At 33.3% G+C, this 18,180-nt stretch carries 16 protein-coding genes, 1 pseudogene and 1 riboswitch; of the genes and pseudogenes, 8 read left to right on the forward strand and 9 right to left on the reverse strand.

Going from position 1 to position 18,180, the window contains the following annotated elements; translation table 11 throughout:
• Positions 1–197: 197 nt before the first annotated feature.
• Positions 198–728 carry a hypothetical protein gene (locus PYV58_RS10355; protein ID WP_034617896.1) on the forward strand — a complete coding sequence of 177 codons (531 nt, stop codon included), beginning with the start codon at positions 198–200 and terminating at the stop codon, positions 726–728.
• Positions 729–797: 69 nt separating this feature from the next.
• Here the strand turns inward: PYV58_RS10355 and PYV58_RS10360 are convergent, their stop codons facing one another.
• From PYV58_RS10360 to PYV58_RS10390, 7 genes are all read right to left on the reverse strand, one after another.
• Positions 798–2,093: a Y-family DNA polymerase gene (locus tag PYV58_RS10360; RefSeq protein WP_275059823.1), complete on the reverse strand. Its 1,296-nt coding sequence runs from the start codon at positions 2,091–2,093 to the stop codon at positions 798–800.
• Complete coding sequence (gene umuD / locus PYV58_RS10365) at positions 2,090–2,707, reverse strand: translesion error-prone DNA polymerase V autoproteolytic subunit (RefSeq protein ID WP_034617898.1); 618 nt, start codon at positions 2,705–2,707, stop codon at positions 2,090–2,092. Before umuD ends, PYV58_RS10360 begins: the two co-directional genes overlap by 4 nt.
• A 93-nt stretch (positions 2,708–2,800) precedes the next feature.
• Positions 2,801–3,445, reverse strand: a complete 645-nt coding sequence (locus tag PYV58_RS10370) for an SOS response-associated peptidase family protein (RefSeq protein WP_034617901.1) — start codon at positions 3,443–3,445, stop codon at positions 2,801–2,803.
• Positions 3,446–3,538: 93 nt separating this feature from the next.
• Positions 3,539–5,200 (reverse strand): HEPN domain-containing protein, encoded by a 1,662-nt coding sequence (locus PYV58_RS10375; RefSeq protein ID WP_034617904.1) that lies wholly within the window; start codon positions 5,198–5,200, stop codon positions 3,539–3,541.
• A 170-nt stretch (positions 5,201–5,370) separates the two neighbouring features.
• Complete coding sequence (locus PYV58_RS10380; RefSeq protein ID WP_034617907.1) at positions 5,371–5,649, reverse strand: hypothetical protein; 279 nt, start codon at positions 5,647–5,649, stop codon at positions 5,371–5,373.
• 77 nt (positions 5,650–5,726) lie between these two features.
• Entirely contained in the window at positions 5,727–6,632 is a 906-nt protein-coding gene (locus tag PYV58_RS10385; protein ID WP_275059824.1) for a LysR family transcriptional regulator, read from the reverse strand.
• A gap of 103 nt (positions 6,633–6,735) precedes the next feature.
• Positions 6,736–7,968: an integrase arm-type DNA-binding domain-containing protein gene (locus PYV58_RS10390; protein WP_034617913.1), complete on the reverse strand. Its 1,233-nt coding sequence runs from the start codon at positions 7,966–7,968 to the stop codon at positions 6,736–6,738.
• 167 nt (positions 7,969–8,135) lie between these two features.
• On the opposite strand from PYV58_RS10390, the pseudogene PYV58_RS10395 reads away from it, so the two are divergent.
• A pseudogene (locus tag PYV58_RS10395) lies at positions 8,136–8,462 on the forward strand (aminoacyl-tRNA deacylase); the annotation flags it as partial.
• Between the two features lie 303 nt (positions 8,463–8,765).
• On the opposite strand, the gene PYV58_RS10400 reads toward PYV58_RS10395, so the two are convergent.
• A complete protein-coding gene (locus PYV58_RS10400) occupies positions 8,766–9,176 on the reverse strand; it encodes a helix-turn-helix domain-containing protein (RefSeq protein ID WP_034617950.1) in 411 nt (136 codons plus the stop codon).
• 99 nt (positions 9,177–9,275) lie between these two features.
• Here PYV58_RS10400 and PYV58_RS10405 point away from each other — a divergent pair, with 99 nt between their 5' ends.
• The 4 genes from PYV58_RS10405 to aqpZ all read left to right on the forward strand — a co-directional run bounded on the left by PYV58_RS10405 (position 9,276) and on the right by aqpZ (position 13,223).
• Positions 9,276–10,112 carry an enoyl-CoA hydratase/isomerase family protein gene (locus tag PYV58_RS10405; protein WP_034617952.1) on the forward strand — a complete coding sequence of 279 codons (837 nt, stop codon included), beginning with the start codon at positions 9,276–9,278 and terminating at the stop codon, positions 10,110–10,112.
• Positions 10,113–10,354: 242 nt separating this feature from the next.
• The gene (locus PYV58_RS10410) at positions 10,355–11,134 is read left to right on the forward strand and encodes an APH(3')-VI family aminoglycoside O-phosphotransferase (protein ID WP_034617954.1); all 780 of its coding nucleotides are present in this window, start codon (positions 10,355–10,357) and stop codon (positions 11,132–11,134) included.
• A 699-nt stretch (positions 11,135–11,833) separates the two neighbouring features.
• Positions 11,834–12,187 (forward strand): YcgJ family protein, encoded by a 354-nt coding sequence (locus PYV58_RS10415; protein WP_227504287.1) that lies wholly within the window; start codon positions 11,834–11,836, stop codon positions 12,185–12,187.
• Between the two features lie 343 nt (positions 12,188–12,530).
• Positions 12,531–13,223: an aquaporin Z gene (gene aqpZ / locus PYV58_RS10420; RefSeq protein ID WP_034617956.1), complete on the forward strand. Its 693-nt coding sequence runs from the start codon at positions 12,531–12,533 to the stop codon at positions 13,221–13,223.
• 222 nt (positions 13,224–13,445) lie between these two features.
• Here aqpZ and PYV58_RS10425 read toward each other — a convergent pair whose 3' ends face one another.
• Positions 13,446–14,765: an NAD(P)/FAD-dependent oxidoreductase gene (locus PYV58_RS10425; RefSeq protein ID WP_034616742.1), complete on the reverse strand. Its 1,320-nt coding sequence runs from the start codon at positions 14,763–14,765 to the stop codon at positions 13,446–13,448.
• A gap of 494 nt (positions 14,766–15,259) precedes the next feature.
• Positions 15,260–15,404: riboswitch (yybP-ykoY riboswitch) on the forward strand.
• A gap of 71 nt (positions 15,405–15,475) precedes the next feature.
• On the opposite strand from PYV58_RS10425, the gene PYV58_RS10430 reads away from it, so the two are divergent.
• Complete coding sequence (locus tag PYV58_RS10430; protein WP_171077802.1) at positions 15,476–16,051, forward strand: TMEM165/GDT1 family protein; 576 nt, start codon at positions 15,476–15,478, stop codon at positions 16,049–16,051.
• A 44-nt stretch (positions 16,052–16,095) separates the two neighbouring features.
• Positions 16,096–17,679: a phosphoethanolamine transferase gene (locus tag PYV58_RS10435; protein WP_227504269.1), complete on the forward strand. Its 1,584-nt coding sequence runs from the start codon at positions 16,096–16,098 to the stop codon at positions 17,677–17,679.
• Positions 17,680–18,180 lie beyond the last annotated feature (501 nt).

An 18,180-nucleotide genomic window follows, 5' to 3' on the forward strand; every position in this document is an offset into this window, starting at 1 on the left:
AAGATTTCTAAAACGACAATACTCAATAGGGCTGTGGTTTTGAGATGAGTTTATTTTAATTTAGTTAATTTTATTTTGTACAAACCCTTCTTGAAACTATAACAAATAGTAATATTAAATAAAAATATTTAATCTAGGATGATTATCGTTGATTGATTAATTGAATTAATAATTTTTATCAAAATAGAGGATTAAATATGTCAAATTCTAATATAGATAATGAAGTAGTTAAGAATCTCAGTAAAGAACAACGTGACCAATTGAATGCAGATCCAATTTCCGGCGAGCCAGGAGCACACCCAATTGGGACAGGTGTTGGAGCCGCAGGCGGTGCAGTAAGTGGTGCAGCTATTGGAGCTGTTGGCGGACCTGTAGGTGCTGCAGTCGGTGGAGTAGTAGGTGCAGTTGTTGGAGGATTAGCTGGAAAAAGCATTTCTGAAGCTGTAAATCCAACTGATGAAGATGTTTATTGGCGTGAAACTTACAACACTCGCCCTTATTATAAAGACACGATTAACTTATATGATAATGTAGATTACGATCGTGATTATCGTGATGCATATCAGCTAGGGTACACTTCTAGAAGCAATTACTCTTATGAAACAAAGTTTGAAGAAGTTGAAGCAGATCTTAAGCTTCAATGGGAAAAAACCAAAAGAGAGTCTCGTTTAAAATGGGAAGAAGCAAAGCATGCAGTAAAAGATGCTTGGGATCGAGTAACTCGTTAACAGATTCTCAAAAAATAGCCCTTCAATGTAAGGGCTATTTTTGTTGCTGTATATTTTATATCTTTAAATTTATTTAACTTTAATTAATCCATTTTTAGTGAAATAGTTTTTGGAAAGCATATCTCGACTCATAGACCACTTTCGATCTTTGAAATAGCAAGGACCTACAGAAATCTTAGCTTTGCCAAACTTTGTCTGTATTTCTTCATAGGCTTGCATCAAGTTTTCATTCTCAATTCTAGTTTGATGATCTGAAAGCAAGTCAGGGATATGATTGGATTTTTGAATCAGTTCTGAGTAATACACACCACATTTTTTGTACTTGATATCTGGTTTATAAATTCTTTCCAATAGTAAGTAAGCAACTTCAACTAAATCTAAAACGCAATCAGTTGGCTCAGCGAACTTATAAGTCTGTGCTTTGCTATAGTATGGAACAGAAGCGTCAAAAGGATTTGATTGAACAAAGGCTGTAATCACACCACACAATAACTTTTCTTTTCTCAAGCGCCCAACAGCGTCTTGAACATACTTCGACATTGCCTCTTTTAAGTCTTGCAACTCAGTGATTTTTACGCCAAAAGAACGACTGGCCACTATTTGTTGTTTTGGTTTTGGCTGGTCATCGATTAGCATACATGAAATACCTTGCAGCTCTAAAACTGTTCTCTGCATACAAACAGTAAACATCTTGCCCATGATTGGGGGATTAGCTTTTGATAGATCTAGAACAGTCTTAATTCCTATATCATTGAGCTTTTTATTCTGTTTTCTGCCCACACCCCATACTTCGCCAACCTCAACCAGCGACCAAAAATAATCACGGTGCCTTGGGGCCATATTTGCTAAATCACAGACTCCATTAAATCTTTTTCCTTTCTTGGCCATGTGATTCGCGATTTTTGCTTCAGTCTTTGATCTTCCTATACCAATAGAAACAGGTAATCCAATCCATTGTTGAATACGTTCGCGCATGCCTTGGCAGTACGCAACAAGATCATAGTTATTCTTAAAGCTTGTCAGATCCAGAAAGCATTCATCAATTGAATATATTTCTTGTTCGTGTGGCGCAACATAGCCAGCGAGAATTGAATGAAACCGACGCGACATTTCCGCATATATCGCATAGTTGCTTGAAAGTACTTGAACGTTATTTTTTTGGATTACATCCTTTATCTGAAATAGCGGAACACCCATTTTAATCCCAATTTGTTTAGCTTCATTGCTACGGGCAACTGCACACCCATCGTTATTTGAGAGTACGATGACTGGGAGTTTATTCAACTTGGGATTAAAGAAACGCTCACACGAGACATAGCAATTATTGATATCAATAAGAGCGAATATCTTTTCTTCATGTTTCATTTAAAGTTCTTAATAACTTTGGTGACAACACCCCAAATTACTAATTCTTGCTCATTGCGGGGGAGAATTGGTTTGTATTCGATGTTTTCAGGTTTGAGCCAAACAGCTGGTAAATTTCTAAGATCATTTTCATTATGAAAAATATTAAACAATTCATCATGAGACATCCGCTGTGTAATCATCATTCTTTTTACAGTGAAATCATTATCAATGAATGCGATAACAATGTCTTGATGCTGTGAGCGAATACTTCTATCGACAATTAAATAATCATTTATATCAATCCCGATATCTTTCATCGAAAGCGATTCAACTTGAACAATGAATGTCGCTTCTTTATTTGAAATAAGAAGGTCATTCATGTCGACAGTTTTATCTATATAGTCTTCTGCCGGGGAAGGGAAACCTGCAGCAATTTTGTTTAAAACAAGTGGAATAGAATACTTCGTGATTGCCTGAAATGACGATATTCTTGATATGTCAGATAAACATCTCTCTTTAGATGAATATGATTTAATATCAATAACTTTAGAGTTTTTCAAGTGATCTAGATTTGCATCTTTAAGCCTTTGAAGTTTAGCTTTAGAGAAGCTTGAATTTAATTTAATATTCATAAAAAATATCACTTGAATAAGTTACGTATTCAAGATTTTAAATGTAATAGTTTTTAAATTCAAATTTAAAACATGTGGATAAACAGTATTAATTTAAAAAAGGTCACTTTGTTTGGCTACTTCTGATGAATGGTCACGCGGGAAAGTAACAAACTCATCACGCATCTCAAAGAAATATTCATGTGCATTTTCTTTATCAACATTCAGCCAGTCTTTCCGATATTCTTCAGGTATGACTATGATCGATCTTTTCTCGTCATTTGGCGCATGAAATTGCTTCATGAAAGGGTGGTTGTCTGAATTGATCGTGAGCATTGAAAACGATCTGACTTTAGAGTCTTTAATCACAGCATCGTCATAGATAGCAGCAACGGTGAAAGGCTGATTATCTTCGCGTTTGATCGTGTACCAATGTGGTTTACCGTCAATGTACTTTGGCTCATAGAACTCTTGCACCGGCACAAGACAAAATTTACTGTACTTCCATGCGTGTCGAAAGCTTGGTTTCTCAGCAAAAGTTTCAGTTCTAGCATTATAAGTATGAGAGCTGAACTTGAAGTCTTTTGCCCACGATGGCAATAGACCAAATTTACCAACATCTAAATCAAAACCACGCATGATTATCGGTGCATGATAGCCTGGATAAACATGTGACTTTAATTCAAGATCTAACTGATTAGGTTCGACATCAAGTAGGGTAATGGCTTGTCGGGTGGGAATTTCATAGTTTGAGCACATTACTAAAATCCTTGTTCTTGGATAAAAATTTGATTTATAAAATCTTTTTAATAAAAATATTCAATGGCAAAAAGTCCTATATATTTTAAAAATTCAAATTGGTTCAACAACAATTACATTAGAAATTATCTCTTTATTTTTATTTTTTATATATATTTCTGAGTATGATTTAACTTTCATATTACAATTTTTCATTTCTAATAAATGTAATACATATTTTTCATAACTATGATAAATTAGTTCCTGATATTCTTCTGGAGATAAATTTAGAAAATATTTATGAGCATCACTACTTAGTTCTGTATTAAATAAATAATTTTCATTTAATTTCATGAATACATTAATATCTGTATTTAGTTCTTTCATTTTTTTTAACTCAATATTGCTCACTGAAATACATATTGATTTACCGCTTTTAAGATCTAATAAAACTTTGTCTTTTTCACAGTTAATAATGAATGGGTGTAATGAATTAGTTATTATTTTAACAAAATCATCTTCATTTATTCCTAAATCTCGATATATTAAAAACATAGTCAATAATTTTACCTTCCAAAGATATTTTAAAATTTCTTCAGTGCTAAAATCACTTTTATCACCATGTGCTGCTTTATCTCTAATACTTTTTATTTGAAAAAAATCATTTTTTCCAATAAAAATCTTTATGTAATCATCTCCAATATAATTAAAATATGCTTTTTGCTTTTTTATGAAAGTAATAGGCTGTATTTCTGAAAAAAGGTTTTTTGCATCAATTTTATCAATTAAGCTAGTATTTTTAATGATTTCATTTAACTCTTTGTTTTCTTTTAATAAAGTGTTAATTTTATCTATGTCATTATCATAATTTACAATTTTAATTAACTCTAATTTATTAATCTGATGAGAAAAATATCTATCTAAAATACTTGCATGAAGCATTACCTCATACTCAAGAACCCCTGAAAAATCAAATAAGGGGAGTGTTCTACTCCAAATTTCAAATATTTCATTTTGACTGAAGTATTTATTACATATCGATTCAAAATTTCTTCGAAAATATGTAGTTCCCATGAAACTTTTAGAGTTGCTTATATCATGAACTTTTTGTTTTTTGACTAATGGTAGATATAGGTATCCTATCTTCTTTCCATCAGATACTGTTATAGTATCAGCAGCAACTGGGTAACCAAGGACCCAAGTTAGTAATCCAGCTGCTTTATACATTAATTTTTCAATTTCCTGAAAAGAGAGAACTTGTTCTGATTTATAACAAAAGTAAATCAGATTTTTGAAAGAAAATCCCGAATGATCTTCATTATTCTTAAAAATAATTCCTTGTTCAATCGTAATGTACAATCCTAAATTATTAAGGTTTGCTTCAAGAGATTTTATTTTTAAGTTTCCTGTTATATTAGCTTCATTATCTAAATTGTATGTGATCTCTTTATTAAAGTATGAGGAAAGTTCTGGAATAGTGAATTTAACTTCAGTTAAATTATCCTTATTTGCTTTGCCATAATACAAATATTTAAAAATGGTGGGAGACAGGAAATTATTTTTTTCGACAGCAGATAAAAAATAATTTGTAGTTAATCTATTCTCTGCAGATTCGATATTTAATTCGATTTTGTCATTGTTTTCTCTTAGTATTATATTCGGGGGATATCCATATTTAAGATTTATATTTGAGTAATAAGTATCTCCATTGCAATTACTTATTTTTACTGGAAGTACATGTGATTCATTAAGTTTTAGTATCTTGGATTTATTCATTTTAATTCTCTTCAGAAAGAAAAATATTTGTATGTTTGTACCAGGCAGCAAAAGCGTTTATGGTAGATTTAGGTTAATGTACAATCTATTTTGAATTAGTTTCTAACTAAATAAGATTGATTGCAATGAACATATTATTTTGAAAAATATGAAAAAATTAACTATAAGAATCATTCAACTTTTGTATAAGGCTCTCCATCTGAAAAATCACGATGTGAAGGAGCTGAATAACATACCTCTGCATCTGGGTATTCTTCACATGAAACTGCTTCAACACATCTATCTTTGTCTTCACACTGCAGTGGGGATGCTGAACTGATAGTATTCTCTATACCATCTTCTGGTTCACTAACTATAGATCCGACAACTACTTTAGGCTGAAAAGACTTTTGACTACAAGCAGTCAGAAATAAAAAAGAAAGTGTACTTAAAATCAAAAACTTACCCATCATTCAACCTTGTTTTTAAAAATATTTATATATTATTATAATATATAAAGTACTAAGATTTAGCTCAATAAAAATATTTAGTCTATCATCTTGGAAATTTGTGTATCACTATGTAGATAGTTAATTTGAGTTTCTTTCATTTCATTTTTTAACCAATCTAAAAAAATGATCTTTCTTGGATCTTCTGTAATATTTGTATGAGACAGCAAATAATAAGAGGAATTATCTTTAATTATTGGAGTTATTTTTTGAAGTGCTCCTCTTTCTAACTCTTTTTCAATCATATATATAGAAATAATAGTAGCTCCTAATCCTGCTAAACATCCTTCTAGACACAAATAAAAATGTTCCAATTCAATTTGGGGCGATTGATGTATGAACTCTTTAAATTCAGTAATTCTAATTAAATTTTTCGAAAAATTTGGACGTGATAAAGAAACTAATAATTCATGTGTATGTACTTGATGAGAAGCTTGAACCATTACCATGTACTCATCAGCAATCTTTTCACTAAAAATGTGTTCTCCCCAATTGAAATCATTTCTCCGGATAGCTAAATCAATATTGTTTTTTTCAAAATCGACTGTACCTCCACCAGTAAGTAAGACAACATTAAAGTCATATCCAAGATCTTTAAACTTAGATAATCGGGGAATTAACCATTTCATAGAAATAGTGGGTTCACAAGAAATAACTAATTGTTTTTTATCAAATTTAACATTTTTTAATTCTGTTAGACATTCATCCAATTGGATGAAAATTCTTTGGCAGCATTTAAAGAGTAATTCTCCTTCTTGAGTTATAACTAAAGATTTATTACGTCGCACGAACAATTGAATGTTTAAAGATTCTTCAATATTATAAATTTGTTTACTTACAGCACTTTGAGTAACAAATAATTTTTTTGAAGCTTTAGTAATACTATTATATTTGGCAACAAAATAAAAAAATTTTAGCGAATTCAAAGATATTCTTTCAATCATTTCAAAAACTCATATAGAACTAATACTTTAAATCTCAAAACAACTCTAACTGTCATAAGCATGCATACTTTGATTGGGAATAGTACAACACTTATCATAAAATTTAAGGGTTATTAATGTCTTTCCAACTATCTACAATATCAGCCCATTGTTGCATCATATTACTACGCTGCTCCATATACTTTGCATGATTATATGATGCCCTTGTTTTGTTTTGATCTGAATGAGCTAACTGTTTTTCAATCCAATTTTCATCAAAATCTTTTTCATTCAAAATTGTCGATGCTGTAGCCCTAAAGTCGTGTGCTGTTACTGTCTTTAGTCCCATATTTTTTAATGCAACATTAAGAGTGGAGTTGCCAATAGTATTAGAGTTATTGCCATATACACTTGGGAACACGAACTCTTTATTACCAGACTCAATATACTGAGATTTTAATAAACTAAATAACTGATTTGACATAGGAACTAAGTGTATTCTATTTTTCTTTGTTGTACGTTCTTGATTGTTACTTCTAGTTGAGATAGGGAAATTAATAATTTTTGACTCAAAGTCAACATATCGCCACTTCATACGTCTAATTTCGATTGAACGAAGCATCGTATAAGACATAGTTAAAAGGGCATTTCTGACAGTTAAAGAACCTTTAAAGTTATCTAATCCTCTTCTGAAAAGTGCTTGCTCTTCTCTTGTTAGAGGACGTGCGTGTTCAATTTCGGGGCGCATAAGTACACCACGTACTGCATAAGTTGGATCTGTTTCAGCTCTCAATGTTGCAATAGAATATCTCATCACAGCTCCTATAATCTTTTGATTATTCATTGCTGTAACTTCTCCTGTGCCATGCTTCCCATTGGTTCTAATACGATTAACTGTCGATTTAATAATATATAAAACATCTGCCGAGTTTATATCTTTTACATTTTTTTCACCTATTGCTGGTAAAATATCAATCTCTAATGATTTCCTAAATTTATTAATATAGCCATCGGTACGACTAGACAACATTTCAGATATGTATTCATTCGCAATAAGCTTAAAAGTATTTAGGTTATTTATTTGAGCTTCAAATTTTTCTTGTCTACGAATCTGTATGGGATTTATGCCATCATCGAGGAGTAATCTTGCTTGATCTTTAGCTTTGCGTGCATCAGCTAGACCGATAAGAGGGTATTCTCCTAGGCTTAACATAGAGGCCTTGCCATTATACCTATATCTATAACGCCATAATTTTGTTCCAGTTGATCGAACTTCAATGCAAAGCCCATTGTTATCGGCTATTCTATACGTCTTATCACGTGGTTTAAGACTTTTTATCTTGGTATCTGTAAGCATAGTGAGTAAATTATAATAATTGTGAGGACAATAAAAGTTACTCACAATTTTACTCACATAACTAGATTTTGTATAGTTTGGTTATGTTTCTATATATTTTATAAATTATTAATATTTATAACTTATATTGTGCTTCTGATTTCCTTAGGTTTGTAATGATTTCAATAATAATGCTTTCAGATGATAAAAACTATTTTGTTGCCATCCTTCCAGTGAACCATCAATTAAATTTAAAGAAAGTGGCGAGTACTTTTGCTTGTAAAAAACTACATATGGCTGATCCTAAAGATGCAGAGCGTTTAACTGGATATTTAGTCGGTGGAATCAGTCCTGTAGGTCAAAAAAAGCGTTTAAAAACGGTTATTTGTGATAGTGCACAGCAATTAAGTAAAATGTATGTTAGTGGTGGGAAAAGGGGCTTGGATATTGGGGTTAATCCACAAGATTTAGCTAAGGTTTTGGGTGCGAATTTTGCTGATATTATTGATGAATAAGAAGAGTTTCTTGAGTTAAATTTAAAAAAAGCTGTGATTCACTATATTAGTCATAAAAATATTGACTCCACTAAGGCAATAGAATTGAAAATTAAAGACCAAGATTACAGTCATTCATTCAAGATATGAACCACCTTTGCGGTGGTTTTTATTGTATAGATGAAAGTGGAACTAAATTAAGTAAGCAAAATTAAGTAAGCAAAACAGGTGAGTAGTTTTAAAACCTAAATAATCTTTTCCATATTCATCAGATTTTGGACTAATAAGCCAAACTCTCATATTTCTAGCTTGAGGCGGCACACATTATTTCAGTGTTATGTCTGATTGCTGGGTGGTCGCTGTGCGAATAACATCATCAGATTGATCATAGCGAGATTGGCACACCTGAATGGTGTCCATATTCTCGACGGTCCAGTCGTAGAGCGCGTTAAAAGGCAATTTGAGTGATTGCCCAAGTGGCGTCAAGGCATATTCCACGCCTAGAGTTTTCCCATCTATAACGGTGCGTGTCACCATACCATTGCGTTCTAACTTGCGAAGCGTCTGTGTCAATACACGTTGGGTAATACCATCAAGATGCCGTTTGATGGCGTTGAAGCGACGTGGTTCATGTAACACCATCAAAACCAGCATTGACCATTTGTCTGCGATTTGATCGAGAATGGTACGGCTTGGGCAGTCGGCACGGTAGATTGGATCGTGATCAGGGTTCATAGGTATGCTCCAAGATACTTAGGATGCTTAAGGTGCGTAATTGACACTAAGTATACATAAGATACCATGATTGCACACATCTAAAATCAAGGGTATATGATGACCATTCCAACTTATTCCACACTTCACATTGAGTATGATCGAGGCGTGGCGACTGTCAGTATTAACAATCCACCAGTTAATGTATTGGATGTTGCATTGATGAGTGATATTCGAGCTTTTCTTACTCAGGTACGTGATGACCCACAAACACGTGTAATCGTGTTCCAAAGCGCCGATCCTGAGTTTTTCATCGCTCATGTAGACATGACCTTAATTGATGAGCCAAACGCTTTTGACCAGTTCGCAAAAGATCTACCTAATGGATTGAATCCATTTCAGGCTTTAGGGGAGATGATTCAGGCACAGCCGCAAGTGACGATTGTTAAGCTCGAAGGCTTGGCGCGTGGTGGCGGTGCTGAATTTGTAGCAGCAGTGGATATGGCATTTGCTGCTATTGGGCGTGCTGGCCTCGCCCAATGTGAGGCATTGATGGGTATTATTCCTGGCGGTGGTGGTACTCAATATCTTTCACAGCGTATGACACGGGGGCGTGCATTAGAAGTAATTCTTGGTGCTGAGCTGATTGACGCTTTGCTAGCCGAACGATATGGTTGGGTAAATCGTGCGCTTCCGGCAAATGAGTTAGACGCTTTTGTTCATCGCATTGCCACAAATATTGCAGCTTTACCTGAAGGGGTCATCGCCGCTGCAAAGAAAGCAATCCCACCTGCGGATTTAAGCGAAGACTTCATTCGAGAGCACAAAGCATGGGCTGGTCTGTTTGCGCGTCCTGCTGCTGAAAAACTCATTCGTGGCGGCTTGCAGGCAGGTGCTCAAACAAAAGTAGGTGAACAGGATTTAGAGCAGCTACTCCGCGATTTATCTGCATCTTGAGGTCTTGCTGCTGTCTATATTCTGCTCTAGCTCATTCCTGATGTTTGCAATCGAGAAATACTGCCCCCCACTTTTTAAGTCTAGCGCAATTTATATAATTGAAAGATGATGACAAAATTTTGAAGTATTGATCATCTATAGGGAATAAGCCATATTTTTGCTACAGTGAACCAAATTAAGATCATCTATTTACTAGGCCTCGCATTTGCGGGGTTTTTAATGCTGAATAAAAGGAAAACTTGATGGAATTGCCCAATATCATTCAACAATTTATTGGAAACAGCGTTTTAGAGCCAAATAAAATTGGTCAGTCCCCATCGGATGTTTATTCTTTTAATCGAAATAATGAAGCTTTTTTTCTTAAGCGATCTAGCACTTTATATACAGAGACCACATACAGTGTCTCTCGTGAAGCGAAAATGTTGAGTTGGCTCTCTGAGAAATTAAAGGTGCCTGAACTCATCATGACTTTTCAAGATGAGCAGTTTGAATTCATGATCACTAAAGCGATCAATGCAAAACCAATTTCAGCGCTTTTTTTAACAAACCAAGAATTGCTTGCTATCTATAAGGAGGCATTCAATCTGTTAAATTCAGTTGCTATTATTGATTGTCCATTTATTTCAAACATTGATCATCGGTTAAAAGAGTCAAAATTTTTTATTGATAACCAACTCCTTGACGATATAGATCAAGATGATTTTGACGCTGAATTATGGGGAGACCATAAAACTTACCTAAGTCTATGGAATGAGTTAACCGAGACTCGTGTTGAAGAAAGATTGGTTTTTTCTCATGGCGATATCACGGATAGTAATATTTTTATAGATAAATTCAATGAAATTTATTTTTTAGATCTTGGTCGTGCTGGGTTAGCAGATGAATTTGTAGATATATCCTTTGTTGAACGTTGCCTAAGAGAGGATGCATCGGAGGAAACTGCTAAAATATTTTTAAAGCATTTAAAAAATGATAGACCTGACAAAAGGAATTATTTTTTAAAACTTGATGAATTGAATTGATTCCAAGCATTATCTAAAAATACTTAATTGTCTTTTAACGTCGCTAAATTTTAAATAAATAAGTGAAGAGCGTTGGTGGAGCCACTGATTTAAAGTTTTATATCACCAATAAATCTAAATTTTGGTTTTTAAAATGAACTTATTTAAAATAGCTAAAACTGTTTATTAGCTTAACTTGTGATTTAAGTTTTTATGAATATAAAATTGTTAATTTATTAGCTTTACAAGTTTATTTAAATTTCATCGTGCAACATTTTTAACCAATTTGATTATCGATGGTATTTTTTTGTCTGCTTTTCTTTTCCTAGTCTTTTATCTATCTGTCAGCCATATAGTATTTTATTAAATTCTTATGGGAAATGACGAATGTTAAATTATCTTAAGAGCTTTAATAATATCAATACTTATTTGATTTTATCGATAATTCTGCTGTTAATCATAATATCTCTAGATTATTTCTAAACTGAATGAATGTTTATAATGAGTGATTCATATTGCTATTGAAATCGCCTTCTCACTTTGAAAGAAGGCGATGATGAGGGGATTGTATGTTGATTTATTGTTTTAAAAATATCTTATAAAAGAAGCCTAATGTGTTTTCTTATATAGGTTTAAACATAATTGTTGTATATCTTAAATCCAATTGATCTTATAATTTTCCTTTATTTTTTGTATTGTTTTGCAGGTTTAAAAGTGAAAATTTCTAAAGGATTATTGAGTCTCATCAGCTATGCTTGTTTAATCATCAGTTTTCCAGTGATTGCTAAAACCAACACAAGTTTAGTTTCACCTAAAAAAGGTGTGATTTGTGATCAATATATCTGTGTAAATAACAAAGGTGTATCAAAATCACTTACGGCTCAATATTTAGGAACCCAAAAAGCGAATAAAGTTTTCTCACAAGGCGATTTTGATCACTCTGCATTTACTTTCTCAAATGGGGTGTTCTGTGATACAAATACAAAACGATGCCATGTAGATCGATATTTTGACAATGGACATCGAAGTAAAGTTGATCAAAAGATAACAGATCAGCTTTTTAATAATAAGTAATTCTTTGCCATAAATCGCCTAAAGAGCTCACCCGCAGATGGGCTTTTTGATTGATCTTCAAATTTTTAGAATGCTGTGTTCTATTAAATAAGATTGTATAAATCTATATACATGTTAATAATTACCAATAGATTTATTAAATCATTCCTTCTTCCCCCTCTGAATTGGAATTTTAATTTGTCTAACAAACCCTTCAATCGAAGGGTTTGTTTTATAAAAATTATGAATTTAGTCATTTCATCAATTACTTATGCTTTTTGTAAAATAATTCATGTTTTTGTTTAAAAGTGTGACTTGTTTTGCTAAATTCCGCTTGGATTTATTGAACAGAAAAGTAATGAACATGAATAAATATTTTGCAGAATTTATTGGAACATTTTGGCTGGTCTTTGGAGGGTGTGGTAGTGCAGTACTTGCTGCAGCATTTCCAGAATTGGGTATCGGTTTTGTCGGTGTTGCACTCGCGTTTGGTCTCACTGTACTGACTGGTGCTTACGCATTAGGTCATATTTCAGGTGGACATTTCAATCCCGCAGTAAGTATAGGTTTATGGGTTGGTGGTCGTTTTAATGCAAAAGACTTAGCACCATACATCATTGCTCAAGTCGTAGGTGGTATCTTCGCTGCATTTATATTGTATTTGATTGTACAGGGTCAAGCAGGATTCACTGGTACGGGTGGATTTGCAACAAATGGTTTTGGTGATTTGTCGCCTGGAAAATATTCTTTGCTTTCTGCATTATTAATTGAGATTGTCTTAACTGCTATTTTCTTAATTGTAATTCTCGGTTCTACAGATAAACGTGCACCTGCAGGTTTTGCGCCTATTGCTATTGGTTTGGCATTAACTTTGATCCATTTAATCAGTATTCCTGTCACCAATACTTCGGTCAATCCTGCACGTAGTACAGCAGTGGCTTTGTTTGCTGAAACGGCTGCACTGAGTCAATTATGGCTTTTCTGGGTTGCTCCAATTGTTGGCGCTGTGATTGGCGCTTTAATTTATAAGTGTTTTGAGCAAAAAAATAGCCAATAGCATTAAAGATCTTTCATAAATCAAAAAATGATCATGTAGAGTGAATCATATTGGTATTGAAAATTCTTTCTCCCTTTGGGAGAAGGCTAGGATGAGGGTGCTTTTATGTTGATTAATGGTTTTAAAAAGGACTTATGAAAGAAGTCTATTATCAATACGCCTAACTCTAGACAACATCATAAAAACCTCCCTCGGGAGGTTTTTTCATGACTGAGATTAGGTTTAAATAAGTGGTACTTCAGCTAATATTTTTTGAGCTGTTTCATCGCCATTTAAATATGCGCCATGAACCGTACCCGCATATTTCAAGCTACAATGTTCGCCAGCAAAGAAGATTTTTTCTTGAATTGGTTGATGCAACACTTTAACAATATCCTCACTGTGCTTTAGTGAGGGAAAACTAAAAGAACCATAGCTATAAGGGTCGGCGCCCCAACGTGTAACGATGAGTTTTTTAGGTGTATGGGGAATATTGTTAAATTGTTTCTGCAAGTTACTAAAAATAAACTTTGATATTTCATGATCCGCTGAATTATCAATAAACTCAGATTGCTTTCCTCCAAACAGCATTAAATAAATTGGTTTTTTATAAACTCCAGATAAGTCTAGAATATTAAAACAACCAAGCTCATTCCAATAGAAATCACTTATCTTGTCTATCGGCATTTTGGATCTAAAAGAAAGTGGTTGTTCTAATTCAAAAAATACTTTATTAAAGGATCCAAATCCAATATCTTGAATAGATTGAGTATAGTGATGAGGTAATGCAGGATCAAACTCGATATGATTTTTCTTTAAAATTCCAAGTGGGACAGTAACCACTACACGGGAACCTATGTAAAAATTATCATTGGAATCAATAATTTTGACACAATCATTTTCACAGATGATTTTTTTTACATCAACATTGAATTGAATGTCGATTTTTTTTGAAAGCACCTCTATAACTTGGGCATAGCCATTGGGAAAAATAACTTCATCACCATCAAAATAACCTTCGTAATTTTTGTAATTTGATGAAAGTAGCTCAAGATTTGTCGCAAATGGGTCATTTGCTATTCGGTTGAAAAAGTTAAATAATAATTGTTTAAGATAATCTTCTGAAAATGTATTACCTGAATAATGTAAAGAAGAAATTATTTCTTCAGTCGCCTTGAGGGCAGATTGCGTTTGTGTTTGAGAAAGTTGCTTTTCTATTTCCTCTACATAAGATTCAAACTCTTGGACTTCTTTGTCAGAAAATAACAACCCATTTTCATGAAAATATTGCGATTTGTCATAGTTAAATACAGTTGTTGCTATATGATTCTCTTGGGTAATTTCCCAGATAGGATTACCTTCAACGCCATGAATCCATGATGCACCTAAATCAAAAACATCAGCATCAGATTGCAATGAATCTATGCGCCCACCTGTGCGAGACCTCGCTTCGAGTATGGTAACTTTTTTACCATTTTCTTGTAATTTTTTAGCGCATGCGATTCCTGCTATCCCAGCGCCAATAATAATAATCGGTAAATTAATATCGCTATGTTCCAACATAAAAATCTATAGCTCAGTTTTGTATCTAAAATTAAGATAATACACCTTATACTTCTCAGATAAAATTATTTGATTTTTATTTTAAAAAAACAATAAATTATATTTTATCACATTGATTACAGGTTCTTTAGAATGGCTGAAACTGTTGAATAATAATCTTTTAATATGAGCTTTTTTTGTTTTCGATAAAAGCGCCAAGTAGGATGAAATTAAGTCATGCTTATGCGACCAATGTATGCTCGCAATGGCGCTTTTTAAAAATAAATACTATATAGTTTGTTGAATTTAAATGTTTTTTGTGAATATTGATCGTTTTTGATATTATTTCCCTCTAGCTAAATATATTCATAACTTTGCAATTTTGGTACTGATCAATATTTAAAATATTTTTATAGGAATATGCGGTGAGTAGGCGGCGTAATCAAACAGGAATGAGTTCTTTTAATTTATCTAAAAGGTAGGATTGAAAACTACACTTGATTCTACTAAAATAAAAAAACTTCATTGGGGAGTAGCCGCTTTTTACCTCAGGTAAAAAGGTGATGGTCAACATAATTGCTTAAACTAGCATGGTCATCATAGCAAAGAACCAAATGATCCTCCGATCATAGATTTCTTTTTGTTGGCAAGACCTTTGATTTATGACTCTGCTATGGCTAGCAAGAGTAATAAATCATTGGTAATTATTGCTAGCCAGAGAAATTATTATGATATCTGCTTTCCTAATCTCTCTTGCTGTAGTTGCTTTATCTGAAATGGGTGATAAGACCCAATTACTGGCACTACTGCTTTCTGCACGATTCCGAAAACCTATTCCTATTCTTATCGCTATTTTTCTCGCGACACTGGTAAATCATGGTGTTTCTGCCGTACTCGGACAGTGGATTACGACTGTTCTTAGTCCAACTGTCTTATTGTGGATTGTTTCTCTAGGATTTATTGGGATGGCCGTATGGATGTTAATCCCAGATAAGCTAGATGATGAATCTGGAAGTATCGATAAGTGGCAAAAATACGGTGTCTTTGGCGCAACCTTTGTGCTTTTCTTTTTGGCAGAAATTGGTGATAAAACTCAAATAGCGACTGTGGCATTAGCTGCTCGTTTTGACAGTATCGGCTGGGTAACTGTAGGTACCACCTTAGGAATAATGTTGGTGAATGCTCCAGCCGTATTTATTGGTAATAAACTTGCAGAAAAGCTCCCAATTTCACTCATTCATAAAATTGGCGCACTTGTCTTTTTAATTATTGGTGTTGCTGCACTTATTCAACATTATATTTTCTAATGACAATGAAGCGATTTAATCGAATACCAGTAAGCTGGCAACACATGTTTTTTATACCGTACCTACTTGTACTACCACTGATCACTTTACTGTTATTAGGTTTAGCTGGGAGTTGGTCGGATAGTGTTCGTTTGGCATTTTTATCACTACCAGGGTGTTGGTTGTGTTTTCAAGCCACAAAAAAACCAAATTTATTTTGGAAATTATTTTCAATCATTTGGTGGTTTATTTTTATATTTCATACCAGCTTACTCTCAGTAAGTTGGCTGTTGTTCAATAGTGATGCTGAAGCATATTCAATTATTGAATCTATCGCGAATACAACATTGAATGAAAGTTTAGAATTTTTTCAACTGCATCTTGGTTTTTTTATTCTATTTGTTGGCTTTATTTTAAGCGTTTTGATTTTATATTTTTTTATTTTATTTAAATATTTTAATACGCGTGAGTTCCATGATCAGAAAGTACATCGATTAGGACGTTATGCTATAGGTTTGTTATTTCTACTGTGTACTGCCAGCTATGCGATTAAGCCTTCAATTGCTTTACATCCATTGCCATTTTGGTATGGATACTATGGCAAAATTCAAGATTTTAAACAGCGTATTCTACAGCATGATCAGATACATAAAGAATGGACATTGAATGCAGAACAGCGCTTAGATTTTAGTGGTCAATTGAATAAAAGGCAGACACATACCATAGTTTTAACTGACAGCATTACCAGTTTTAATTTTGGATTATGTGGCTATCCACGAAATACAACACCTGAGCTAACTCAACGGAGTGATCAATTCAAAGTCTTTTGTCGTGGTTACTCGCCAGCATCATCTACTATCCAATCTTTACGTTATTTGTTTAATGATGGTACGCGAAATGCAATGGATGATCATGCCCCTGAAAATATTATGGCATACGCTAAGGCTGCAGGTTTTAAAGTTTATTGGATTAGTAACCAAGATGATGTTTATATCTCTTCACTTTTTGCCTCATTTGCAGATGAAGCTGTTTTTATCAATAAAAAGTCAGGTCGTAGTAGCACGTCATTAGATGAAAATATTCTGCCCGCTTATAAAATTGCATTGGATGACCCAGATCCTCGTAAATTGATTATTTTGCATCTCATTGGTTCACATCCAAATTATAAGTTGCGCTACCCAGAGCAATTTTCTAAGTTTAATGATTCTAGCAATGATGAGGTTGAAGAAAAACTTGAACGAAATGAGATCAATCACTTAATTCAGTTAAAACGCAATGAATACGATAACAGCATACTTTACCAAGACTGGGTTGTTGCAAAGTTATTCGATCTTTTAATTTCCACACAATCTGATTTTAGATCTTTTACCTTTTTATCGGATCATGGTAATGAAGTCGGGCATGCTAAAAACTATGCTGGGCATAGTGCAAATACTGAAGCTGGCTACCGTATTCCAATTATTATTTGGTATGATCATATGCCGACTAAAGGAATAGTCAGTGAAAAACCAATTGATGCCAGTGACCTAGATCGATATGTATTACACCTCATGGGTGCTCATGATCGATTGGATCGTAAAGAAAAATTGTGTTGGTTAGATCAAACTTGTAATTTTGTACCTCAGTTACTTTGGCATTCACCAAAATAAACAAGCGATATTATATTAGCTTTGGACAAAATTTTTGCTAAACCGTATCGCTCTGATTGATTGGGTCAGATTTGCTTCGACAAGATGTAGATAAAATAACATTTTAAAGAAGCGACACAATTCACGGATATCGTTAAATCTACTTTTTATTTTTCCATTAGAAATATCACGATAAATCAATACATAAGCCATAGATTAAAATCTGCTAGTGAAGTTATAGATCGATAAAACTTGCTAAATAATCTCTTAAAATGAAAATTTCGATGAAATTTCTCAATTCTAAATGAGAATATTATCATTTATTACAATTGAAAATTTTAAAATATAAACCATAAGAAAAAGACCAATTCATCATAAATCTTTACAGAATCATAGTGTTAAACCTGTATAGACAAGCAGGGTATAACATTGCATTCTCAAATGAGAATGATTATCATTATTTTGTGTTAAGCAGAGCTACACGATCCAAGAAAAACATAAATCAAATTTCTAGATCTTTTT

Source organism: Acinetobacter sp. TAC-1, from assembly GCF_029025845.1.
Lineage (GTDB): Bacteria > Pseudomonadota > Gammaproteobacteria > Pseudomonadales > Moraxellaceae > Acinetobacter > Acinetobacter guillouiae.